Genomic DNA, 24397 nt, shown 5'->3' with positions numbered 1-24397 from the left:
CGGGCGTGCGGATCAGCGGCCGGTGCCGGCGTGGACGACGGCGACGTCGTCCGCGTCGAGCCCGAAGGCGTGGTGGACGACGCGGACGGCCTCGTCGATGGTGTCGGCACGGGTGACGACGGAGATGCGGATCTCGCTGGTGGAGATCATCTCGATGTTGATGCCGGCGTCGGACAGCGCGGTGAACAGCTGCGCCGAGACGCCCGCGTTGGTGCGCATGCCGGCGCCGACGAGCGCGAGCTTGCCGATCTGGTCGTCGTGCTGGAGTCCCGTGAACCCGACCTCGTCCTTCTCGGCGGCGAGGACCGTGAGGACGCGCTGCGCCTCCGATTTCGGCAGCGTGAAGGAGATGTCGGTGAGGCTCGTGGCGGCGGCCGACACGTTCTGCACGATCATGTCGATGTTCGCGCCGGTCTTGGCGACGATGGTGAAGATCTGCGCGGCCTTGCCCGGGACGTCGGGGACGCCGACGATCGTGACCTTGGCCTCGCTGAGGTCGGCGGCGACGCCGACGATGACGGGCTCTTCCACATTCTCTCCATCCGTGGGGTTGTAGACGATGGTGCCCTCGTTGTGCGTGAACGAGGAGCGGACGTGCAGCAGGACGCCGTGCCGGCGGGCGTACTCGACGGCGCGGATGTAGAGGACCTTCGCGCCGGACGCCGCGAGCTCGAGCATCTCCTCGCTCGTGATCCGGTCGATCTTGCGGGCGAGCGGGACGACGCGGGGGTCGGCGGTGAAGATGCCGTCGACGTCGGTGTAGATCTCGCAGACGTCGGCGCCGAGGGCGGCGGCGAGGGCGACGGCCGTGGTGTCGGATCCGCCGCGGCCGAGCGTGGTGATGTCGCCGGTGCCGCGGTTGAAGCCCTGGAAGCCGGCGACGATGGCGATGGCGCCCTCGCCGAGCGCGTCGCGGACGCGGCCGGGGGTGACGTCGACGATGCGGGCCGCGCCGTGCTGGGCGTCGGTGATCATGCCGGCCTGGCTGCCGGTGAAGGAGCGGGCGTCGTAGCCCATGCTCTTGATGGCCATGGCGAGCAGCGCCATGGAGATGCGCTCGCCCGCGGTGAGGAGCATGTCGAGCTCGCGCGGAGCGGGGATGGGCGTGACCTCGTGCGCCAGGTCGAGCAGCTCGTCGGTCGAGTCGCCCATGGCGGAGACCGCGACGACCACGTCGTTGCCGGCCTTGCGGGTGGCGACGATGCGCTTCGCGACGCGCTTGATGCTCTCGGCATCGGCCACCGACGATCCGCCGAACTTCTGCACGATGAGGCTCACGGGCGACTCCTGGGTCTCGGGTGGGCGCGGGCGGCCCGGATGTCGATTCTAGGGCGGGGGTCCCGGTGGGCCCGCCGTGTGACGGTGCGCGCCGGGCGGCGTGCCGCCGCGGTCACTCCCCCACGAGGCGCCGGCCCTCGAAGGCGCGGCCGAGGGTGACCTCGTCGGCGTACTCGAGGTCGCCGCCGACCGGCAGGCCGGAGGCGAGGCGCGTGACGCGGATGTCGAAGGTGGAGAGCAGCCGCGAGAGGTAGGTGGCGGTCGCCTCGCCCTCCAGGTTCGGGTCCGTGGCGATGATGACCTCGGTGACCGTGGCGTCGGCGAGGCGCTGCATGAGCTGGCGGATGCGGAGGTCGTCCGGTCCGATGCCGTCGATGGGGCTGATGGCCCCGCCGAGGACATGGTAGAGCCCGCGGAACTCCCGCGTGCGCTCGATGGCGACGACGTCCTTGGCCTCCTCTACCACGCAGATGGTGGCGGGGCTGCGGCGGGGATCGCGGCAGATGCCGCAGGTCTCCTGCTCGCTGACGTTGCCGCAGATGGCGCAGAAGCGCACCTTGTCGCGGACGACCGTGAGCACCTCCGCCAGGCGCGAGACGTCGAACGTCTCCGTCTGCAGGATGTGGAAGGCGATGCGCTGGGCGGACTTCGGGCCGATGCCCGGCAGGCGGCCGAGCTCGTCGATCAGCTCCTGGACGATTCCCTCGTACATGCGGCGCTAGTCCTGACCTGTGGGGCGGATGGTGGGGCGGGCCTTGCGCTCGACGGGCTTCTCCTCGATGAAGCTGGCCTGCAGGATCTCGCGGACGACGGACTCGCCGTAGCGCTGGGGTGCGGCGGCGGGTGCGGGCGTGGCCGGGGCGGGCGACGTGGCGGGGGCGCGGTCCGGACGGGCCGTCGGGCCGGACGCATCGGCACCGGGGGCCGATTGCCGCTGCGGGGCCGGTGCGGGGCGCGACACCGGCGGGGCCGCGTCCGGCGTCGCCTCGCCCGTGGCCCAGCCGGGCTCGGCGGGGCCGAACTCGTCGGGCTCGGGCTCCTCGAAGTCGGGGACGTGCGCGTCGGGGACGACGGCGGATCCGCGCGCGGGAGCGGCGGACGCGCGCGTCGGAGTGGGCGATGCGGCGGGGGCAGCGGGAGAGGTCGCGGCCGGGGGCGTCGCCCGCTCCGGCCGGGAGGCGGGTGCGCGGCGATCCGCAGGGGCCTCCGATGCGCCGGGGTCGGAGGTGGGGATGGCGACGGTGGCCCATCCGCCGCCCGCCGGTGCGGTCTTCGCGGGGGCCTTCGTTGCGGGCGCGGCGGCAGGTGCGGCGCCCGCGGATGCCCGGGCCGCGGGCGGGGCGGACCGCGGGGCGGGGGCGACGCCGTCGCTGCCCGTGCGCAAGCCGCCCGCGGCCGGCCGCGAGGCCGGGGCACGGGAGGCGTCCGACGGGGACGAAGCCGGGGCCGTGGGCGCGGGTCCGCCGGTGGACGGGGAAGCGGTGCCGCCGTGCGGCTCGACGCGCGCGATGAACTTCACGCGGAGGCCGAGCACGTCGAGGATCGCGGTGCGCAGGATGTCGCTGACGCCCTGACCCGGGGCGCCGCGTTCCTTGAACTTCTCGGCGTCGTTGGCGCTGATGAACCCGAGCGTGAGCACGTCGCCGGCGAGGGCGCGCGGCGTGGCCGTGACGGCGACGAGCCAGGCGCTCCGCTTGGCCTTCTCGACGGCCTCGACGACCGACGGCCAGGAGTCGCGGAGCTGCTCGAACGTGACCGGGCCGACGGGCGCCGCGGGGGCAGTGGGAGCGGCAGCCGCGGGCGCTGGGGAGGCGGGCGGGCGGGAGGGAGCGGCAGGCGGGGCGGCAGCGGCAGGAGCCTCGACGCGCGCGGCGGGCGTCGGCGCGGCGGATGCCGGAGCGGTGACGGCAGGCGCGGCGGCGGGCGCGGCGGCGGGCGCGGCGGCGGGAGCGGGCGCCGCGGCAGGAGCCGTCGCGCGGGCGGCCGGGGCCGCGGGCACCGGATCCGCTCCCGCGTCGGCCACGCCCACCCGGCGCTCGAGGCGCTCGACGCGCGCGAGGGCGCCGCGGTGCGTGTCGTCGCTGGCGGGCACGAGCACGCGGGCGACCAGGAGCTCGAGGTGGAGGCGCGGCGAGGTGGCGCCGGTCATCTCGGTGAGCGCGGCGTTGACGACGTCGGCCGCACGGGACAGCTCGACGGCGCCGAAGGCGACGGCCTGCGCGCGCATGCGCTCGAGCTCGTCCTCCGGGGTGCCGCGCAGGACGGCGGCCGCGCCCTCGGCGGAGGTGGCGCCCACGATGATGAGGTCGCGCAGGCGCTCGAGGAGGTCCTCCACGAAGCGGCGCGGATCCTGGCCGGTCTGGATGACCCGGTCGACCCCGGCGAACGCGGCGGCCGCGTCGTGCCGGGCGACCGCGTCGATGACCTCGTCGAGCAGGGCGGCGTGCGTGTAGCCGAGGAGCGCGACGGCGCGCTCGTACTCGACGCTCTCGTCCTCCGAGCCGGCGATGAGCTGGTCGAGGAGCGACAGGGTGTCGCGCACCGATCCCCCGCCGGCGCGCACGACGAGCGGCAGGACGCCCGGCGCGACCTGCACGTGCTCCTCCTTCGAGAGGTGCTCCACGTAGTCGAGCATCTGCGCGGGCGGCACGAGGCGGAACGGGTAGTGGTGCGTGCGGGAGCGGATGGTGCCGATGACCTTGTCGGGCTCGGTGGTCGCGAAGATGAACTTCACGTGCTCCGGCGGCTCCTCCACGATCTTCAGCAGCGCGTTGAAGCCCTGCGGCGTGACCATGTGCGCCTCGTCGAGGATGAAGATCTTGTAGCGGTCGCGCGCCGGGGCGAAGACCGCGCGCTCGCGGATGTCGCGCGCGTCGTCGACGCCGTTGTGGCTGGCCGCGTCGATCTCGACCACGTCGAGCGACCCGCTGCCGTCGCGGCTGAGCTCGACGCAGCTGGGGCAGACGCCGCACGGGGTGTCGGTGGGGCCCTCGGCGCAGTTGAGGCAGCGCGCGAGGATGCGGGCCGACGTGGTCTTGCCGCAGCCGCGCGGACCGCTGAAGAGGTAGGCGTGGTTGACGCGGTTGGTGCGGAGCGCCGTGCGCAGCGGATCCGTCACCTGCGTCTGGCCGATGAGCTCGGCGAAGTTCTCTGGCCGATAACGGCGATACAGGGCGGTGACCACGTTCCCGAGGATACCGGGCACCCCCGACCGTCCTGCCGCCCCGGGTCAGCCCTCGGCCGGGGCCTCGATCGACGCGGCTGGGGAGGAGCGGCGGGCGCGCGCGTCGCGCAGGCCGCGGATCCGGTCGGGGGCGCCCGTGCGCCAGCGGCCGAGCAGCACGAGCCCCTCCCGCCAGGTGGCGTCGCGCACGAACAGGAAGTCGAGCGCGATCATCGCGAGCGAGAACGGCCAGAGCCCGAGCAGGACCCCGATCATCACGTGCATGCCCGTGATGACCACGAGCGCGACGATGCGGGTGGGCCGCCACAGGATCAGCAGCGGGAAGAGGCCCTGGAACGCCATGGCGGCGAAGCTCGCGAGGACGACGCCGATGCTCGCCTGCGCGAGGAGGTCGCTGAGCCACGGCCAGGGGCGGTACCCGTCGATGACGAGCGAGTAGTAGGTGGCGGAGCCGTCCCGCCACTCCTCCCCCTGCAGCTTGAGGATCGCGGAGTTCACGTAGATGAGCATGATCTGGTACGCGCAGAGCACGAGTGCGGTGTTGTGCAGCAGCACCTTCACGAGCCTCGGGATCCGCGCGGCGACGCGTCGGGCGGCGACCACGGCGGCGGACGGACCGCGTGCTCCCGGCTCCGCCTCGCGACGGCGCCGGACGGCGTCGAGCGAGAAGTGGCGGGACAGGTCCGCGAAGAGGGCGAAGAACAGCGTGAGGCGCATGACGGTGTCGCCGCCGTTGGTCAGCAGAGTGCTGTTCGTGGAGAGGCCGATCCAGAGGAGCAGGAGGAAGGGCGTCACGATGCGCGCGCGCCAGCCGAGCGTGAAGAGGACGGCGAGCACGGCCAGCGCGAGGTACGCGAGGTCGAACAGCGTCGCGTCCGTCTTCGAGAACAGGCCCGTGAAGAAGGGGGGCCAGGCGCGGCGGGTGGACTCCGGGTCGATGAAGCGGGATCCGACGCCCCAGAGGTAGTGCCGGTCGGCGAAGCACGTGACGAGCACGAGGAGGATCACGGAGCCGAGCGTGATGCGGAGCGCGGCGAAGCTGTAGGTCGCGTGCTCGCGCTCGGTCATCCAGGTGGCGACTCCGCGGGGCCAGCCCGCCGGGCGACGGAGCGCCCGGATGAGCTCGCGGTCCTGCATCACCTGCCGGACGCGGGCCGCCGCCTGGGCCCGGGGGCCGGGTCGCGCGGAGGCGGGGACGGGGGTGTCCACGGGTCGGGTGTCGTTCGTGCGGGTGCTCATCGTGCGTACCTCTCCACCACTCCCTGGTAGGCGCTGAGCGCCTGCGGATCGATGATGTCGTCGACGTGCCGCCACCCGAAGGTGCGGGCCGACGGCGTGTACTGGCGCTCCTCGTCGAGCCGGTGGTCGTAGTCGTTCGGCCGCGTCGTGACCACGCGCCAGCGGACCCGCTCGACCTCCCGGCCGAAGTACGCGGTGCCCCAGTAGGTCGCGAACTCCTTCATCACGTAGTCGTAGCGGAGGAACGAGACGACCCGTCCGGTCGTGCCGTCGGCGAGGCCCGTGAGCTGCTCGACGAGGGACGCGGGCGTCTTGGCCGCGAAGCCGTCGTCGGTGCGGCGGATGAAGGTGTCCTGCACCACGCGGCGCTGCTCCTCGGAGAGCGCCTGGTAGCGGGTGCTGTAGGTCTTCAGCAGGTTCGCGCTCTGCTTGTTCGTGCGCGACGGCTGGACGTGGCCGTCGCCGGACTCGTACTCGGCGTCGGTGATGTCCACCCACTCGCTCTTCACCAGGGCGCCCGAGGAGTCGCGCCACTGCGCCTGCATCTGGAGGTAGCGGTTGGTCTTCTGGATCGACGGGGCGAACACGTTCCACTGCTGCCCGAAGTAGGGGCGGGCCGGAGCCGTGAGCGCGCGGGTCGTGCTGCTCTGCGGGATGACCATGAGGATCGTCGTGGCGATGTAGACCGCGACGACGAGGGCCGCGACGGCCGATCCGATGCGGGCCCCGCGGGTCAGCGGCGGACGCGCCGCCGGCTCGGTCGGAGCGGGAGGGACCGGCGGATCGCCCTGGGGATCCTGGAGGTCCGCCTCGGTGTCGTGCGGGTGGGTCGTGTCGGTCATGTTCGCCGTCCCCCTGGTGCGTCGGGTGGGTCCTGCTGGTGCGGGATGCGGGTGGTGCCCGGTGTCGTCGTGCCGGGCTGTCGTGCTGTGCGCGTCGTGCTGTCGTGCTGTCGTGCTGTCGTGCTGGTCCTGCGGGAGAGGACGGGGCGGGCGACCCGGCTGATGCCGGGGCGCCCGCCCGTCCTGTCATCCGCGGTGCGTCACGCCCGACGGCTGCGGCCGCGGTGCAGGGCACCGGCGCCCGTCAGCATCATCAGGAGCGCGATGCCGCCGAGGAGGAGCATCCCGTCGGCCTCGCCGCCCGTCACCGGGAGGATGCCGCCGCCGTAGCCGCCGTTCCCGCCGCGGATCGGGGTGCCGGGCTGGCCGGCCGGGACCGTCTGGCCGATCACCGAGAACTGCGTGTTCGGCAGGTCGGCCGGTCCGGACTGGCTGCCCGTGACGTCCACCGAGTGCTGTCCGAGCTCGAAGTCCGCGCCGATCGGGAAGGTGAAGACCACCCGTCCGTCGGTCGGCGCGATCTGCGGCGTCAGCGCCATCGGCGTGGAGTTCACCGTGGCGGAGACCGTCTCACCGGGCGTGAACCCGGTCGCGGTCACCTGCTGCACGACGCCCGTTCCGCGGACGATCTGCGTGAACAGGACCGTGGCCACGGTGGGGACGTCGCCGCCGTCGGATCCGCCGTCGGCGTCTCCGTCGGTGCCGTCGGCGTCGGCTGCGTCGGCACCGTCAGCGTCGACCGCGTCGGTGCCATCGGCGTCGACAACGTCGGCACCATCCGCATCGGCTGCATCGGCTGCATCGGTCGCGTCGGCACCGTCAGCGTCGGCTGCGTCCGTGCCATCAGCGTCGACAACGTCGGCACCATCAGCATCGGTCGCATCCGCACCATCAGCGTCGACCACGTCAGCGCCATCAACATCGGTCGCATCCGCACCATCAGCGTCGACCACGTCAGCGCCATCAACATCGGTCGCATCCGCACCATCAGCGTCGACCACGTCAGCGCCATCAACATCGGTCGCATCCGCACCATCAGCGTCGACCACGTCAGCGCCATCAACATCGGTCGCATCCGCACCATCAGCGTCGACCACGTCAGCGCCATCAACATCGGTCGCATCCGCACCATCAGCGTCGACCACGTCAGCGCCATCAACATCGGTCGCATCCGCACCATCAGCGTCGACCACGTCAGCGCCATCAACATCGGTCGCATCCGCACCATCAGCGTCGACCACGTCAGCGCCATCAACATCGGTCGCATCCGCACCATCAGCGTCGACCACGTCAGCGCCATCAGCATCGGTCGCATCCGCACCATCAGCGTCGACCACGTCAGCGCCATCAGCATCACCTGCATCGACCGCGTCCGTGCCGTCGGCATCGGCGTCGACCACGTCAGCACCATCAGCGTCGACCGCGTCGACCACGTCCGCGCCATCCGCGTCGACGGTGTCGGTGTCGGCCCCGTCGAGGTCCGTGGCGTCCACGTCGAGGGCGTCCACCACGTCGACCACGTCGGCGTCGAGGACGTCCAGGTCAGCAGCGTCCGCGTCGAGCACGTCGACCGTGCCGTCCAGGTCCAGGACATCCGCGTCGGCATCCACGAGGTCGGTGTCGACCCCGTCGAGGTCCGTCGCGTCCACGTCCAGCGCGTCCACCACGTCGACCACGTCCGCGTCCAGCACGTCGAGGTCAGCGGCATCCGCGTCCAGGACGTCCAGGCCACCGTCGATGTCGAGGACATCTCCGGCGTCGGCCACGTCCACGACCACATCGGCGTCCGTGTCCACCGCGTCGGTGTCCACGCCGTCGAGGTCCGTCGCGTCCACGTCCAGCGCGTCCACCACGTCGATCACGTCGACATCCACCGCGTCGAGGTCCGCAGCATCCGCGTCCAGCACGTCCAGCGTGCCGTCCAGGTCCAGGACATCCGCGTCAGCATCCACGAGGTCGGTGTCGACCCCGTCGAGGTCCGTCGCGTCCACGTCCAGGGCGTCCACCACGTCGATCACGTCGACATCCAGCGCGTCGAGGTCCGCAGCATCCGCGTCCAGCACGTCCAGCGTGCCGTCCAGGTCCAGGACATCCGCGTCGGCATCCACGAGGTCGGTGTCGACCCCGTCGAGGTCCGTCGCGTCGACGTCCAGCGCGTCCACCACGTCGATCACGTCGACATCCAGCGCGTCGAGGTCCGCAGCATCCGCGTCCAACACGTCCAGCGTGCCGTCCAGGTCCAGGACATCCGCGTCGGCATCCACGAGGTCGGTGTCGACCCCGTCGAGGTCCGTGGTGTCGACGTCGAGAGCATCGATCACGTCGATGACGTCGGCGTCGAGGACATCGAGGTCGGCAGCGTCGGTGTCGAGGATGTCAAGCGCACCGTCGATGTCGAGGACATCACCGGCGTCGATCACATCCGCACCGGCGTCCACGACCACGTCCGCAACGTCGACGACATCGAGGATGTCGGCGTCGGTGTCGATCGTGTCCGCATCCGTGCCGTCGAGGTCCGTCGTGTCCACGTCCAGGGCGTCGACCACATCGATCACGTCGATGTCCAGCGCGTCCAGGTCGGCCGCGTCGGTGTCGAGGATGTCGAGCGCACCGTCGATGTCCAGGACATCACCGGCGTCGATCACATCGGCACCGGCGTCCACGACCACGTCCGCCACGTCGACGACATCGAGGATGTCCGCGTCCGTGTCGATCGTGTCCGCGTCCGTGCCGTCGAGGTCGGTCGTGTCGACATCGAGCGCGTCGACCACATCCACCACGTCGATGTCGAGGGCATCCAGGTCGGCAGCGTCGGTGTCGAGGATGTCGAGCGCACCGTCGATGTCGAGGACATCACCGGCATCGATCACATCGGCACCGGCGTCCACGACCACGTCCGCAACGTCGACGGCATCGAGGATGTCCGCTCCGGTGTCGATCGTGTCCGCATCCGTGCCATCGAGGTCCGTCGTGTCCACGTCCAGCGCGTCGACCACATCGATCACGTCGATGTCGAGGGCATCCAGGTCGGCAGCGTCGGTGTCGAGGACGTCGAGCGCACCGTCGATATCCAGGACATCACCGGCATCGATCACATCCGCGCCTGCGTCCACGACCACGTCCGCCACATCGACGACATCCAGGATGTCCGCGCCCGTGTCGATCGTGTCGGCATCCGCGCCGTCCAGGTCGGTCGTGTCGACATCGAGCGCGTCGACCACATCGATCACGTCGATGTCGAGCGCATCCAGGTCGGCCGCGTCCGTGTCCAGGAGATCGAGGGCACCGTCGATGTCGAGGACATCACCCGCGTCGATCACATCCGCACCCGCGTCCACGACCACATCCGCCACGTCGACGACATCGAGGATGTCCGCTCCGGTGTCGATCGTGTCGGCATCCGTGCCGTCCAGGTCCGTGGTGTCGACATCGAGCGCGTCGACCACATCGATCACGTCGATGTCCAGCGCGTCCAGGTCAGCGGCGTCGGTGTCCAGGATGTCAAGGCCACCGTCGATGTCGAGGACATCACCGGCGTCCACCACGTCCACGCCCACATCCGCGCCGGCACCCGCGTCCACGAGGTCGGTGTCGACCCCGTCGAGGTCGGTCGCGTCCACGTCCAGCGCGTCCACGGCGTCGATCACGTCGATGTCGAGCGCGTCGAGGTCAGCCGCGTCCACGTCGAGGACGTCCAGCGTGCCGTCGAGGTCCAGGACGTCCGCGTCCGCGTCCGTCAGGTCCGCGTCCGTGCCGTCGAGGTCCGTCGTGTCCAGGTCGAGCGCGTCGATCACGTCCACCACATCGGCGTCGAGGACGTCCAGGTCCGCGGCGTCCGCGTCGAGGATGTCCAGGCCGCCGTCGATCAGGTCGAGGATGTCGGCGTCCGTCGTGTCCGCGTCGGCGGCCGGAGCTGCGACGGAGAAGGTCACCGAGGTGGGGAGGCCGACCGCGGCTCCGTCGACCGTCTGCCGCGCGGTGGCGGAGAAGGTGCCGGACGGGAGGCCCGTGAAGGCCACCGAGTAGGTGCCCGAGACCGTGTCCGCGGTGTCCGTGAGCGTCTGGTCGCCCGCGGTCACGGTGACGAGGGCGCCCGGGGTCGCGGTGCCCGAGACCGTCACCGAGGCGGTGCCGGCCGGGAACGCCTGTCCCGGGGTGGGTGCGGTGATGACGATCTGCTCATCCGGGGCCACGGCCGCGGCGTCCGCTCGGACGGTCGCGGTGGACAGGTCGAGCGTCGCGCCGTTCGCGAGCGGCAGGAGGGCCACGCGGAGGGCGCTCACGGAGAAGGATCCCGCGTCGAGGCCGTCCGGGTCGGCGAAGTCGCCCGGGGTCGACTGCGCGTTGACCGTGAGGCGCACGACCGAGTCGACCGCGGCGAGGACCGGAGCGACCGCGGTGAGGACGCCGGCCGTCGCGCCGGTCAGGCCCGTCACGACGCCGGCGCGGGTGAGGACGCCGCCGTTGTCGGTGCCGAGCTGCGGGAGGAGGCCTGCGGTGAGCCCGGAGATCAGCGGCTGCGTGAGGTTCGCCAGGTTGAGCGTGAGGAGCTGCGTGCCCGTCAGGTCGATGACCGGCGTCGAGTTGCCCGGCCCCGTGGGGTTCACCAGGTTGGCCAGCGTCGTGTCGAGGTTGATGACGACGGCGCCGAGGTCCACGGCTCCGACGAGCGGGAGCGGCGGCAGGCCGATGTTCGCCGTGATCTTCGCCTGCACGCGCGTGGAGTCGAGCACCGCCTCGAGGAGCCGGTCCGGGAGGACCTGCGTGAGGATCGTCGTGAGCGCCGCGTTCACCGCCTGGGTGAGCACGGCGGTGGTCAGGACGCGCGTGTTCGGCGCCTGGCCGTCGAGGGTCTGGATCGCGTCCAGGTCGAGCGTGATGGTGCCCGTCCGGATGTCGAGGGTGACCGGGCCGCTGACGAGCGGCGTCGCGATGGCCGCGTTCACCGCCGCCTGGGTGTCGACCGTGGCCGTGATGGTCTGCGTGGATCCGGTGACGTCGAGGAGCGGCGTGCCGAGCGCCGTCGACAGGATCCCGTCGAGGAGACCGGTCGAGGCCGGCGAGATGTTCACGCCCGTCTGGATCCCGGGGACGAGGCCGTTCACGACGGTCGTCAGGTTCGTCGTGAGTCCGCTGACGGCCGGGCTGACGATGCGCGCGCTGCCCTGGCCGACGCTGTACGCCGAGGTGGGGGTGCCCGCGCCGCCGTCCGTGGCGCTGGCGGCGATCGCGCCGAGCTCGAGATCGAGGTCGGAGAGGATCGTGGAGACCCCGGCCGCCTGGAGCGTGGGGCCGAGCTCGAGGGTCGCGCCGCGGCCCGTGCCGTCCCCGACCGAGATCACGCCCGTGTCGGAGACGGCGCCGGCGGCGGCGGTCGCGCCGTCGGTGCCGCTCGAGGAGTACTGCTGCACGGCACCGACCTGAGCCGCCTGGTCCAGGCGGAGGATCTGGCCGAGCTGCACGTTCGCGCCCACCTGGGCGGTGAGCAGCTGGTCGAGGACCGACGCCTCGAGCGGGCCGTCGAGGCTCGTCGGGTTCGGCGTGCCGCCGGGCGCGTACGCCGTGTAGGCGCCGCCCGTGTCGACGAGCGGCGCGAGGCCGGACAGCGTGATCAGACGCGCCTCCGCCTCGGACTGGTCCCCCACCGCGGCGTTCGCGGGCAGGGCGCCCCCGAACGTCACGAGGGCCGCGGTGAGCCCGAAGGCCGTCGCGGTCGCCAGGCTGCTTCTGCGCCTGGGCATGTGTAGTGCCATGAGTGATCCCCTCGATTGCATGGCCGGCCGGCGACGCCCGAAGGGCGTGCGGACGTGCGTCATCACCGAGAGGTGGCCCCCACCCGTCCCCCCGGACCCCACGAGCGTGACATCCGCGTTCCGGGGCGACAACACTGCGGGGCACTGGTCTGCGGGTCGGTGGGGACTGGGTGGCGGAACCAGTAGCGGCCCCAGTGGCGCTACCGGGTCGCATGCGCGGGAGGGTGCGCCGGAGGCCCGCGATCCGGTCGGATCGCGGGCCTCGGGGACATGCGACGGACGGCTGCGAGGCGTCCGCGGAGGGGCGGAGCGGGCCGGTCAGCCCGCCGTCGCCGCGAGCGACTGCCGGGCGATCTCGAGCTCCTCGTCCGTGGGGATCACGAGCACGGCGACGGGCGAGCCCTCGGGGCTCACGAACCGCGGCTCGGACGAGATGAGCTCGTTGCGGTCGTCATCGATCCCGATGCCCATGAACTCCAGGCCCGCCAGCGAGCGGCGGCGCACGAGCGGGTTGTTCTCGCCGACGCCCGCGGTGAACACGACCGCGTCCACGCCGCCGAGCTGCGCCGCGTACGCGCCGACGTAGTGGCGGATGCGGTGCCGGTAGACCCCGAGCGCGGTCTGCGCGGCCTCGTCGCCGTCGGCCGCGGCGCGCTGCACGTCGCGCATGTCGCCCAGCCCGGTGAGGCCGAGGAGCCCGCTCCGGCGGTTGAGCAGCGTCTCGAGGTCGTCGAGGCCGAGGTCGGTGTGGCGGGCGAGGTGGAAGAGGATCGCGGGGTCGATGTCGCCGGAGCGCGTCCCCATCACGAGGCCCTCGAGCGGCGTGAGGCCCATGGACGTGTCGATGGAGCGGCCGCCCTGCACGGCCGCGGCCGATGCCCCGTTGCCGAGGTGCAGCACGATGATCCGCGTCTCCTCGAGCGGCTTCCCGAGCAGCCGGGCGGCCTCCTCGGAGACGAACTTGTGGCTCGTGCCGTGGAACCCGTAGCGGCGGATGCGGTGCGCGGCCGCGAGCTCCCGGTCGATCGCGTACGTGTACGCCTCGGCCGGCAGCGTCTGGTGGAACGCGGTGTCGAACACGGCGACGTGCGGCACGTCGGGGAACGCGGTCTGCGCCGCCTCGATCCCCTGCAGCGCGCCGGGGTTGTGCAGCGGCGCGAGCGCGGAGAGGTCGTCGATGTCGGCCTTGACCCGGTCGGTGACCACGGTGGGCTCGACGAACACGTCCCCGCCGTGCACCACGCGGTGCCCGACCGCGACCGGCGGGTTCTCCTCGAGCGACGGCCCGTGCGCCTCGAACGCGTCGAGCATCGCCTGGAACCCGGCCGTGTGGTCGGCGATGGGCAGCTCGCGCACGGACGAGTCGCCGCCCGCCTTGTGACGGGTGGATCCGGTCCCCTCGCCGATGCGCTCCACGAGGCCGGACGCGAGCACGGACTCGGTCTCCATCTCGATCAGCTGGTACTTGAAGGACGACGATCCGGAGTTGACGACGAGGACGACGGGCACGGGGGCTCCTGACGGGTGCGGCGGACGGGGAGGACGGCGGCGAGGACGGGACGGGCTCAGCCCGCCTGGATCCCCTCGGCCTGGATGGCGGTGATGGCGACGGTGTTGACGATGTCCTGCACGAGCGCGCCGCGCGAGAGGTCGTTGATGGGCTTGCGGAGCCCCTGCAGCACGGGCCCGATGGCGACCGCGCCGGCCGAGCGCTGCACGGCCTTGTAGGTGTTGTTGCCCGTGTTGAGGTCGGGGAAGATGAACACCGTCGCGCGGCCGGCGACCTGCGAGTCGGGCATCTTCGTGGCGGCGACCGCCGCGTCCGCCGCCGCGTCGTACTGGATGGGGCCCTCGACCGCGAGGTCCGGCCGCAGCTCCCGCACGCGGGCGGTGGCCTGGCGCACCTTCTCGACGTCGGCGCCGGCGCCCGACTCCCCCGTCGAGTAGGACAGCATCGCGATGCGGGGCTCGATGCCGAACTGGGCCGCGGTCGCCGCCGACGAGATGGCGATGTCCGCGAGCTGGTCGGCCGTCGGGTCCGGGTTCACGGCGCAGTCGCCGTAGACGAGCACGCGGTCGGCGAGCGCCATGAGGAACACGCTGGAGACGACGGAGACGCCGTCCATGGTCTTGATGATCTCGAAGCCCGGCCGGATGGTGTGGGCCGTCGTGTGCGCGGCGCCCGAGACCATGCCGTCGGCGAGGCCGAGCTGCACCATCATCGTGCCGAAGTAGGAGACGTCGGTGACGGTCTCGCGCGCGATGTCGAGCACCATGCCCTTGTGCGCGCGGAGCTTCACGTACTCCTGGGCGAACCGCTCGCGGAGCACCGCGTCGAACGGGCTGAGGACGGTCGCCCGGCCGATGTCGATGCCGAGGCCGATGGCGCGCGAGCGCACCTCGATCTCCTCGCCGAGGATCGTGACGTCGGCGATCCCGCGGCGGAGGATCGTGCCGGCGGCCCGCAGCACGCGGTCGTCGGTGCCCTCGGGTAGCACGATGTGCTTGCCGGCCTTCCGGGCGCGCTCGATGAGGCCGAACTCGAACATGAGCGGCGTGACCACGTCGGAGCGGCTGACGTCGAGGAGCTCCAGCAGCCGCGCCGTGTCGACGTGCTGCTCGAACGCGGCGAGCGCCGTGTCCATCTTCCGGGCGGACTCGGGCGAGAGCCGGCCACGGGTCTGCGTGATGCGCTTCGCGGTCTCGTAGGTGCCGAGCTCCGTGGAGATGATCGGCAGGGTCTGGTCGAGGCCGGAGACCAGCGTCTCGATGGTGGGCGACAGCGCGAAGCCGCCGTTCAGCACGATGCCCGCGACCGTCGGGAACGTCTCGGAGGCGTGGGCGGTGAGCACGCCGAGGAGGACCTCGCTGCGGTCGCCGGGGATCACGACGATGGCGCCCTCGGTGAGGCGCGCGAGGACGTTCTCCATCGACATGGCGGAGACGACGACGCCGAGCGCCTCGCGACTGAGGAGGGCCGGGTCGCCCTTGACGAGCGTGCCGTCGACGGCCGCGAGCAGCTCGGCGACGGTGGGAGCGACGAGGAACGCGTCCTCGGGGATCGCCCACACGGGCACGTCCGGGTTCTGCACCTGGAGGGAGGCGGGCACCGCGGCGGGGATGGCGGCCGTGATCGCCTCGAGGGCGTCGGGGTCGGCCCGGTTCACGACGACGCCGAGGAGGCCCGCGTGCGCGGTGACGAGCTCGGGGATGGCGAGGTCGGCGATCTGGCGCATCTCGTCGGGGCTGCGGCCGCCGGACTCGTCGGTGCGCCGGCCGGTGAGCACGAGCAGCACGGGCGCCCCGAGGTTCGCGGCGATGCGCGCGTTGAAGGACAGCTCGGTGGGGCTGCCGACGTCGGTGTAGTCGCTGCCGACGATGACCACCGCGTCGCACTTGGCCTCGACGGCCTTGTAGCGCTCGACGATGCGGGAGAGGGCGGCCTCGGGATCCGCGTGCACGTCGTCGTAGGTGACGCCCACGCACTCGTCGTAGTCGAGGTCCACGCCGTCGTGGGAGAGCAGCGCCTCGAGCACGTAGTCGCGCTCGACGATGGAGCGGGCGATGGGACGGAACACGCCCACGCGCTGGATCTGGTGGGTGAGGGTGTCGAGCACGCCCAGCGCGACCGTCGACTTGCCCGAGTGCCCTTCGGCGGACGTGATGTAGATGCTCCGAGCCATGCTCGCCAGCCTATGGGCGTCGCCTGCACGACGGCCGGGTCCGGGCTGCACAGACGCGGGCGCATGCGCGTGTTAAAGGAGAAGACCCCTCGCGCACCTGCCAGAGCCCGGCTGCCCTTGCTGCGTCTCCGCCCTGGGGGAGTTCACCTGGATGGCACCACGCGAGGAGCCGTCGCCCAGTGTACCCGACGCGCGGCGCCCGGCGGTCGGGCCGCCTCCGCCCAGGAGCCGGTCACGAAGCGCGCGTACCGTGGATCCCATGCGCATAGTCATCGCCGGAGGACACGGCCAGATCGCCCGACTGCTCGAACGACGCCTCGCCGACGCGGGCCACCAGCCCGTCGGCATGGTCCGCAACCCCGACCACTCCGCCGACCTCGCCGAGGCGGGCGCGGAGGCCCTCGTGCTCGACCTCGAGAAGAGCGACGTCGGCCAGGTCGCCGAGGCGCTCCAGGGCGCCGACGCCGTGGTCTTCGCGGCGGGCGGCGGACCCGACTCGGGCCCCGAGCGCAAGCTCACCATCGACCGCGACGGCGCCATCCTGCTGGCGGACGCGGCCCAGCGGGCGGGCGTCACCCGCTACGTCATGATCTCCGCCATGGCCGTCGACGGCTTCGACCCCGACAGCGACGACACCTACGAGATCTACCAGCGCGCCAAGTCCGAGGCGGACGCCGACCTCCGGGCCCGTGACCTCGACTGGACCATCGTGCGCCCCGGCGGCCTCACCGACGACCCGGGCACCGGCCGGATCCAGGTCGGCACCTCCACGGGCCGCGGCACCATCCCCCGGGCCGACGTCGCCGAGATCGTGGCGACCTCGCTCATCGACGGCACGGGCGTCCGCGTCCAGTTCGAGGCGATCTCGGGCGAGGAGCCCGTCGCCGAGGCCATCGCGGGGCTCCGCTACTAGACCACCGACCGAGCGCCATGCGCTCGTCCTGATGACGGCCCCCTCCTCCCCGGAGGGGGCCGTCATCGCTTCCGGGCTGCTGAGGCACCCGGGTCGTGCCGCGGAGACGCCTCGGGTCGACGGCACCCGAAGCCGTCGTCCTCCCGCGCGTCACCGCATCGTGCGCCGTGGCGCACCGTCCGGAGCATCCCCATGCCCGGACGTGGTCCCACGCTAGGAGCGTCCGGACGGGTCCCCCACAGTGCCGACTACTTATTTCCGCGGGGCTTGGGATAAGTAACAGCCGGTGCGCCTGGCCCGATAGCCGGTTTCCGCGCAAGATGGACGGAACACGGTCCGTGCAGCCTCGGGGGATGCAGCACGGGACACCGCTTTCCGCGACGGGGGTCACCATGAAGCAGATGACGCGCGACCACAGCAGGTCGAGCATGCGATCCGCGAGCACCGCTCCGGGACGCGGCAGCCGCGCACGCGACCTGGAGACACTGGAGCGCTGGCTCGCGCAGGGCACGAGCGCCGTCGTCACCGGCAGCGTCGGATCCGGTCGGAGCCACGTCGCCGGCCGCGTCGCCGACGCCCTCACCCGCGGAGGGCACACCGTGATCCGGGCGCACGCGTCCACCCCCGACCTCGCGGACGTGCTCCGCCGCGTCATCGACCAGCTCCCCGGGATGCGCCTGCCGCGCCCGCTCCCGGCGGCGCGGCCCGTCGTCGTCGTCGACGACGCCCACCTCATGCCTCCCGAGCTGCGCGCCGCGCTCCTCGACGCGCGCGCGGGCGAGCGCTGCACGCTGCTCGTGACCGTGGACGACGCCGATCGCGACGCCCGCCTCGTCCGGGCCCGCGAGGCCGAGGGCGGCGGCGTGTCGCGCACGGCCCAGGCGGCCCACGAGATCCTCGGCCTCTGGCGCAACGGCTACGCGGAGCGGCTGGACCTCTCGCCCCTCGACCCGACCGAGGTCGACGCCATGATCGACTCGCTCGCCGGGTCGGTGGCGCTCGACCAGGCGACGCGCGTGCAGATCCAGCGGCGCAGCGCCGGCCGGCCGTTCCTCGTCCGGGAGCTCACCTTCGAGGCGCTCGAGTCGGGCGGGACCGCGCGCACGGTGACCGGGTACGCCTTCCCCAGCCCGCACGCGCCGCGCGCCCGGATCCTCGACCTCGTGTCCTCGCGCGTCTCCGTGCTCGGGGACGATGAGCGGAGCACGCTGATCCTCCTGGCCCGCCTCGACGGCGTGCCGTACCAGCGGGCCGCCCGCCTGTTCGGCGAGACGATCCTGCGCGTGCTCGGCGCCCGCGGGCTCGCCCGCGTGCAGGGGCAGGGCGACATGATCCTCCGCGCCGACCTCCTCGAGGCCGAGGCGGCGCTCGCCCGCACGGACCCGGACGCCGTCGACGCCCTCACCCGCCGCGTCGTCCGCGCGCTCCTCCAGGAGGCCGCGCTCGGCGTGCCGCTCAGCCCGAAGGAGAGCCTGCTCATCGCGCGCACGCTCACGGACGAGGAGCGCCGCGAGGCCGTGGAGCGCTTCGGCGCGGGCACGCTCGCGGCCGTGCACCTGGTGGCCGCGCGCCTCGCCAACGACGTCGGCATGACGCACGACGCGCTGGCGTTCGCGGAGATCGCGGGCGACGGCGGATCCGCGGCCTACGCCGCGTGCGAGCGCGCGCGGTCGCTCACCGTCCTCGGCAACCCGACCCGCGCCATGGAGCTGCTCGACGCGCTGGACCCCGCGGAGCTCACGGCGGCCGAGAGCGTGGAGACGCTGCACTGGCGCGTCCTGTCGACGCACGCCGCGCTGCCGGGGACCGGCGGCGTCCGCCGACTGCTCGAGGCCGCCCTCGCCGGATCCGATCCCGACGCGCGCGCGATGGCCGGCGTGGTCCGCGCCGGCATGTCGCTCGGGTCGATGGAGTGGGAGGCCGCGCTCGCGTCCGCCCGCGATGCCGCCGGCCTGGCGACGAGCTGCCTGGTCCGCCTGCGGGCCCAGCGCGCGGTCGTCCTCGCGCTCGGCCACCTCGGCCGCGGCGCCGAGCTCGGCGACGCCGTCGACGCGGGCCTCGGCATGGTCAGCGGGCACGCCGACCGTCTCGGCACCTACGACGACATCCTCCTCGAGGAGGCCCGGCTCGAGATGCTGTCGGCGAGCGCCTTCAGCCGACGCCTCTGCCGCCTGGACCTGCCCGACCTCGAGCGCGAGCTCGACGCCTGGGTCGAGTCGGCGGTCGCGCAGGACGCGCAGTGGTTCATCCCGGTCCTCGGCGCCATCACGGGCGGCGTCGCCCTCGACCTGGGACGGCTCGACCGCGCGGAGGCCGAGCTCGCCCTCGCCGACGACCGCCTCATCGGCCCGGACATCGGCACCTGGCGGCTCTGGATCCGGATGCAGCGCGCACGCGTGCTCGCGCTCCGCGGCCGCGCCGACGAGGCCGAGCGCATCGCCGCGGGCATCGCGCAGCGCGCCGACCCGCGCTACCCGTACCAGCGCTTCCTCGCCGAGGGCGTGCGGGTCGAGATCCTCGTGGCCCGCGGACGTCCGGACGAGGCCGCGAAGCTCCTGCTCGATCTCGGCGACCTCAGCGGCGAGGCCCACGCCCTCCAGGCCGGCATGCTGTTCCGGGCGTGGATGCTCGGATCCACGGACCCGCGCCTCGTCACCGGCGCCCGCCTCGTGCGCGAGCACACGGACGTCCCGGCGCTCCACGGGATGGCCGAGGTCGTGGAGGGCTCCCGCACGGGCGACCCGTGCCTCGTGGAGCAGGGCGCGCGCACCCTCGAGGAGGCCGGGCTGCATCAGCAGGCCCGCACCGCGTGGGAGGACCTCGTGCGGATGCGGGCCGGCGACGAGTCCACGGCCGCCCTGGCGCACGCGCGGGCCGCCCTCGCGCGGATCCAGGGGCGCATCGACCGCGGACAGGCGGCGGCCCCGGCCCCGGCCGTGACCCCGGTGGCGCCCGCGCTCGACGTGAGCTCGCTGACCCGCCGGGAGCTCGAGATCGGCGTGCTGGCGGCCCAGGGGCTGAGCAACCGGGAGATCGCCGGGCGCCTGTTCCTGTCCGTCCGCACGGTGGAGTCGCACCTCTACCAGGCGCGCGCGAAGCTCGGCGCACCCTCCCGGCGGGCCCTCGCGGGGCTCCTCGACACCCCGGGTGCATCGAGCCTGCTCGCGGGCAGGTAGTATCGACGGGTGCCGCCGCGTTCCTGACGCCTGCGGCACGCGTCCTGGAGGATTCGCCTAGTGGCCTATGGCGCACGCTTGGAAAGCGTGTTGGGTGAAAGCCCTCAGGGGTTCGAATCCCCTATCCTCCGCCAGACAGACGAGAGCCCCGACGGACCCCGGTCCGGCGGGGCTCTCCTCGTCTCCGGCCGCACCCGAGCCTGTACCCCGGCCGGCGCGCAGGTGTCCCCCATAGCGCCGCTGCCCGTCGGCGGGCGACGCGCCTAGGCTGGACCGGTCCTCCCGCGCGCACCCGCGGCACCGCACGCCGCGCGACGCGGCAGCGGATCGGACGACGACCGGAGGCGACGTGCACCACGACGGCGATGCGCCCGGCGACGGCGATGCGCCTGCCGACGGCGGTCGCGCAGGCGGGAGCACGCTCATCCGCCCCCGCCCCGCCCTCCTGCGCCAGCTCGCCCTCGCGGGCCTCGCGCTCGTCGTGCCCCTGGGCGCCGCCCTCCTCGTGCTCGCCATCCCCACCGGGAACGCCGCGGCCGTGATCCTCGGCGTCGGCGTCGTGATCCTGCTCGGCGCCCTGCTCGCCGCCCTCTACGTCACCTCGTACGTGCGCATCTCGCACGCGACGGGCGACGTGGAGTCCCGTTTCCTGGGGCGGCGCACGCACGTCCGCCGCAGCGCCGTGCACGACCTCCTCGTCGTGCAGGTGTACCAGGGGCTCACGCTCGACACGCAGCCGCGCCTGTTCGTCCTCGACGCCGAGGGCCGGCTCCTCCTCCACCTCAGCGGGCACGTCTACGACCTGTGGACCATGCGGTCGATGGCGGCCGACCTCGACCTCCCCCTCACCGAGCACGCGAAGGTCCTGACGATGGCGGAGCTGCGCGGGACGCGCCGCGGGATCCTGCCCTGGTACGAGCGGTCGCGCACGTCGCTCGCCGCTGTGCTCGTGCTCCTCGGGGTCGGCGTGATCGGCGCGGTCGTCGGGATCATGGTCCTCACGGACGTGCCGCTGGCCGTCCGGCTCTGATGAATCCCGCCGCCGGGCTCGCCCCGCTCCTCACGCGGTGGGACCTGGACCCGGACGGCCCGCCCTTCGCGACGGCGAGCAGCCTGCTGGCACCGGTGCGCCGCAACGGCGCGCGGCTGATGCTCAAGGTCCCGCTCGTGGAGGAGGAGCGCCGCGGCGGTCGGTTGATGGCCGCGTGGGCCGGGCGCGGCGCCGCGCCCGTGGTCGCCTCCGATCCCGACGGCGCGATCCTCATGGCGCGAGCCGACGACCCGGGGATCCTCGTGCGCGAGGCGTCGGCGGACGGCCCGGACTCGGACGCGCGCGACGACGACGCCACCCGCATCCTCGCCCGCACGGCCCGGCGCCTCCACCGCGTCCCGCTGGATCCGCCGATGCTCGCCGACGCCGTGCCCCTCGACGCGTGGTTCCGCGGGCTCCTCGAGCCCACGCGGCCGCTCCCCCGCTCCCTCGCGCGCGGCGCGGCCGTGGCCCGCGAGCTGCTCGCCCACCCGGGACGCCGCGTCGTCCTGCACGGCGACGTCCACCACGGGAACGTCCTCCGCTTCGCCTGCGCGCCCGGTGACGGGCAGGCGGACGGGGACGACGACGGCTGGCGCGCGATCGACCCGAAGGCGCTCGTGGGCGACCCCGGCTTCGACACCGCGAACGTCCTCTGCAACCCGAGCCCGGAGATCGCGCTGCGGCCGGGGCGCCTCGGACGGCGTGCCCGCGTGCTCGCCGAGGAGACGGGGATGGACCTCGACGCCGTGCTGGCCTGGGCCGAGGCCTGGTGCGCGCTGTCTGCGGCGCGGGACGTCGGGGACCCCGCCCGGCGCGCGCGGGTCTCGGGCGTGGGCCGGATCGGGGCGGCCGCCCGCGATGCTCGGGGCGCGGCCGGCAGCCGCGGTCGCAGCGGGACCTAGCGCGCGACCGCGCCCTCGGGATCCCGGGAGCCGCTCCCCGAGCCGCGCGGCGCGGGGTCGGCCGCCCGTCCAGCGACGACCCCGAGCGCGCGCTCCAGCGGACCGCGCCCGAGGATCCGCGTCCAGAGCAGGCAGAGCACGACCGTCACGACCGCGAACGCCAGGTACACCCCGTCGTCCGCGATGAGGTCGCCCTCCGGCGCGATCAGGTCGATGAGCACGATGTGCGTCGCGTAGACGGTGAGCGCGAGCGTCCCCACCGCCTCGAGCGGCCGGAGGACCGCGGGCAGGAGCGCCGCGAGGCGGAGGCACAGGCCGATCACGGCGATCGCGAACCCGCCGGATCCCACGACCTCGAACGGCGACCCCTCGTGGGGCGTCGTCGAGAGGATGAACTCCCACCCGGGCGGCGGTGCCGCGACCGCGCCCTCGAGGAGCGCCGAGCCGCCGTACGCGAGCACGGCGAGCCCCGCGCCGACGGTCACGAGGAGCAGCTGGACGCGCGCGGATCCGAGCGCCAGGCGGCCGATCCCGAGCCCGGCTATCGCGAAGACCACCCAGGTGAGGGCCGGGTAGTGGCCCGTGATCACGAGCACGACGAACGGGTCCGGGCGCATGGCGGCGCCGTCGAAGTGGATCGCGAGGGCGGTCGTCGCGACGGGCAGCGCGACGGCGGCCACCGCGGCGAGCGCCAGCAGTCGGGACGCCCGCCAGCGCAGCAGCGGCAGCACGGCGACGAACAGCACGGCGTAGACCTCGAGGATCACGGCGATGTACGTCTGCAGGGCCGCCAGGAGCCCGCCGAGGAGGAACAGGCAGGCGGCCCGCACGAGGATCCGCAGCCGCACGCGCACGAGGTCGCTCCCGTCGACCGGCCGCTCGCGCCCGGACATGAGGGCGATGGACACCCCCGCGAGCGTCGCGAAGAGGATGGAGGAGCGGCCGTCCGTGATCGCGAGCCACGACGCCGGGTCCCCGAGCTCGAGGGTCCGCGGGACGGCGACGTGCGCGGCCATCATCCCGAGGACCGCGAGACCGCGCGCCGCGTCGATCCCCCGGAGTCGTCTCGGGTCCGGAGCGGGGCGCATGGCCTCACCCTACCCAGCGTTCCCGGAGGATCCGGGGCGTCAGTTGGTGAGCGCCGGCACCGTCCGCGGCTGCACGATGAGCCACATCGAGAGGATGGAGACGACCGCGCACGCGCCCATGACGGAGGCCATCGGCACGCCCGACGTGATGCCGAGGACGCCCACGATGGGCGAGATCGCCCCGGCCAGGCCGAAGTTCACGGCACCGAGGAGCGACGCCGCCGTGCCCGCCTCGTGGCCGTGGTTGACGAGCCCGAGCACCTGCACGCAGGGGAAGCCGAAGCCGCAGGCGAGGATGAAGAAGAACAGCGGGATGAGCGTGCCGAGGAGCCCGACGTCCGTGAACGTGCCGAGCAGCACGATCGTCGCGGACGACACGAACTGCACCACGACCACGCCCGCGAGGATCCACTGCGGCCCGATGACCTTCGTGAGACGCGCCGCGATCTGGTTGCCGATCACGACGCCGAGCGAGTTCACGCCGAAGAGGATGCCGAACTGCTGCGCGTCGAACCCGTACACGTCCTGGAACAGGAACGACGAGCTCGAGAGGTAGGAGAACAGGCCCGCGAACTGCATGCCGCCGATGATCGCGACGCCGACGAAGACGCGGTCCTTGAGGACGTTGCGGTAGCGGCGCAGCAGCGTGCCCTTCTGCTCGACGACGACGTCCTCGCGGGGCAGGGTCTCGACGATGAGGAACACCACGGCGATCACGACGGCGACGGCGTACGCGGCGAGCGCGTAGAAGACGCCCCGCCAGTCGACGATGCGCAGCAGCTGCGATCCGATGACGGGCGCGAGGATCGGCGCGAGCCCCGTGACGAGCGCGAGCCGCGAGAGCATGCGCACGAGCGGACGGCCGCCGAAGAGGTCGCGCACCATCGCCATCGCGACGACGGCACCGGCCGCGGCGCCCGCGCCCTGGAGCACGCGGAAGACGAGCAGCATCGTCACGTCGGTGGAGAGCGCGGCGCCGAGCGACGCGAGGATGTGGCCGCTCGAGGCGACGATGAGCGGCAGGCGACGGCCCACCCGGTCGCTCCACGGGCCCACCACGAGCTGTCCGAGCGCGAAGCCGACGGTCGTGCCCGTGAGCGTCAGCTGGATGGCCGCGTCCGAGACGCCGAACTCGTCCTTGAGCACCGGGAAGGCGGGGAGGTAGAGGTCGATCGTGAACGGCCCGAGGCCGACGAGGGCACCCAGCACGATGATGTAGACGATGCGCTCACGGCGGGAGAGGGCGTCTCCGGGATGGACGACGGCAGACGACACGGGGCGTTCCTTCGGTGGGGCGTGGCGCGCG

General features: G+C 73.1%; 14 protein-coding genes, 1 tRNA gene and 1 other RNA gene. 5 read left to right on the top strand and 11 right to left on the bottom strand.

Annotation, left to right across the window (positions count from 1 at the left end; all coding sequences use genetic code 11):
- Positions 1-12: 12 nt before the first annotated feature.
- The 9 genes from ACT7CP_RS04310 to ffs all read right to left on the bottom strand — a co-directional run bounded on the left by ACT7CP_RS04310 (position 13) and on the right by ffs (position 16153).
- Positions 13-1278, bottom strand: a complete 1266-nt coding sequence (locus ACT7CP_RS04310; protein ID WP_160469838.1) for an aspartate kinase — start codon at positions 1276-1278, stop codon at positions 13-15.
- Positions 1279-1390: 112 nt separating this feature from the next.
- A complete protein-coding gene (gene recR / locus ACT7CP_RS04305) occupies positions 1391-1990 on the bottom strand; it encodes a recombination mediator RecR (RefSeq protein WP_307503041.1) in 600 nt (199 codons plus the stop codon).
- A 6-nt stretch (positions 1991-1996) separates the two neighbouring features.
- Complete coding sequence (locus ACT7CP_RS04300; RefSeq protein ID WP_445443508.1) at positions 1997-4462, bottom strand: DNA polymerase III subunit gamma and tau; 2466 nt, start codon at positions 4460-4462, stop codon at positions 1997-1999.
- 45 nt (positions 4463-4507) lie between these two features.
- Complete coding sequence (locus ACT7CP_RS04295) at positions 4508-5701, bottom strand: HTTM domain-containing protein (RefSeq protein ID WP_445443507.1); 1194 nt, start codon at positions 5699-5701, stop codon at positions 4508-4510.
- Positions 5698-6543, bottom strand: coding sequence for a DUF5819 family protein (locus ACT7CP_RS04290; RefSeq protein ID WP_445443506.1), 846 nt, complete (start codon positions 6541-6543; stop codon positions 5698-5700). The genes ACT7CP_RS04295 and ACT7CP_RS04290 overlap by 4 nt, the downstream gene beginning before the upstream one ends.
- 200 nt (positions 6544-6743) lie before the next feature.
- Positions 6744-12284: a hypothetical protein gene (locus ACT7CP_RS04285; RefSeq protein ID WP_445443505.1), complete on the bottom strand. Its 5541-nt coding sequence runs from the start codon at positions 12282-12284 to the stop codon at positions 6744-6746.
- Positions 12285-12614: 330 nt separating this feature from the next.
- Positions 12615-13805, bottom strand: coding sequence for an acetate/propionate family kinase (locus ACT7CP_RS04280; protein WP_445443504.1), 1191 nt, complete (start codon positions 13803-13805; stop codon positions 12615-12617).
- Between the two features lie 56 nt (positions 13806-13861).
- Positions 13862-15979 carry a phosphate acetyltransferase gene (pta, locus tag ACT7CP_RS04275; RefSeq protein WP_445443503.1) on the bottom strand — a complete coding sequence of 706 codons (2118 nt, stop codon included), beginning with the start codon at positions 15977-15979 and terminating at the stop codon, positions 13862-13864.
- 77 nt (positions 15980-16056) lie between these two features.
- Positions 16057-16153, bottom strand: an RNA gene (gene ffs, locus ACT7CP_RS04270) — signal recognition particle sRNA small type.
- Positions 16154-16238: 85 nt separating this feature from the next.
- On the opposite strand from ffs, the gene ACT7CP_RS04265 reads away from it, so the two are divergent.
- The 5 genes from ACT7CP_RS04265 to ACT7CP_RS04245 all read left to right on the top strand — a co-directional run bounded on the left by ACT7CP_RS04265 (position 16239) and on the right by ACT7CP_RS04245 (position 22003).
- The gene (locus ACT7CP_RS04265) at positions 16239-16892 is read left to right on the top strand and encodes an SDR family oxidoreductase (RefSeq protein ID WP_445443502.1); all 654 of its coding nucleotides are present in this window, start codon (positions 16239-16241) and stop codon (positions 16890-16892) included.
- Positions 16893-17284: 392 nt separating this feature from the next.
- A complete protein-coding gene (locus tag ACT7CP_RS04260) occupies positions 17285-20068 on the top strand; it encodes a helix-turn-helix transcriptional regulator (protein ID WP_445443501.1) in 2784 nt (927 codons plus the stop codon).
- A 46-nt stretch (positions 20069-20114) separates the two neighbouring features.
- A tRNA-Ser gene (locus tag ACT7CP_RS04255) sits at positions 20115-20202 on the top strand.
- A 215-nt stretch (positions 20203-20417) separates the two neighbouring features.
- Positions 20418-21098, top strand: coding sequence for a hypothetical protein (locus tag ACT7CP_RS04250; protein ID WP_445443500.1), 681 nt, complete (start codon positions 20418-20420; stop codon positions 21096-21098).
- Complete coding sequence (locus tag ACT7CP_RS04245; RefSeq protein ID WP_445443499.1) at positions 21098-22003, top strand: aminoglycoside phosphotransferase family protein; 906 nt, start codon at positions 21098-21100, stop codon at positions 22001-22003. The genes ACT7CP_RS04250 and ACT7CP_RS04245 overlap by 1 nt, the downstream gene beginning before the upstream one ends.
- Here the strand turns inward: ACT7CP_RS04245 and ACT7CP_RS04240 are convergent.
- Together ACT7CP_RS04240 and ACT7CP_RS04235 are read right to left on the bottom strand one after the other, a co-directional pair.
- A complete protein-coding gene (locus ACT7CP_RS04240; RefSeq protein WP_445443498.1) occupies positions 22000-23091 on the bottom strand; it encodes a heparan-alpha-glucosaminide N-acetyltransferase domain-containing protein in 1092 nt (363 codons plus the stop codon). The genes ACT7CP_RS04245 and ACT7CP_RS04240 overlap by 4 nt on opposite strands.
- A 39-nt stretch (positions 23092-23130) precedes the next feature.
- On the bottom strand, positions 23131-24366 hold the full coding sequence (locus ACT7CP_RS04235; RefSeq protein ID WP_413964289.1) for a multidrug effflux MFS transporter: 1236 nt from the start codon (positions 24364-24366) through the stop codon (positions 23131-23133).
- Positions 24367-24397 lie beyond the last annotated feature (31 nt).

Source organism: Clavibacter rahimiani, from assembly GCF_052654495.1.
Note: the sequence above shows the minus strand (reverse complement) of the source record. Positions and strands in the feature narration are given on the sequence as shown.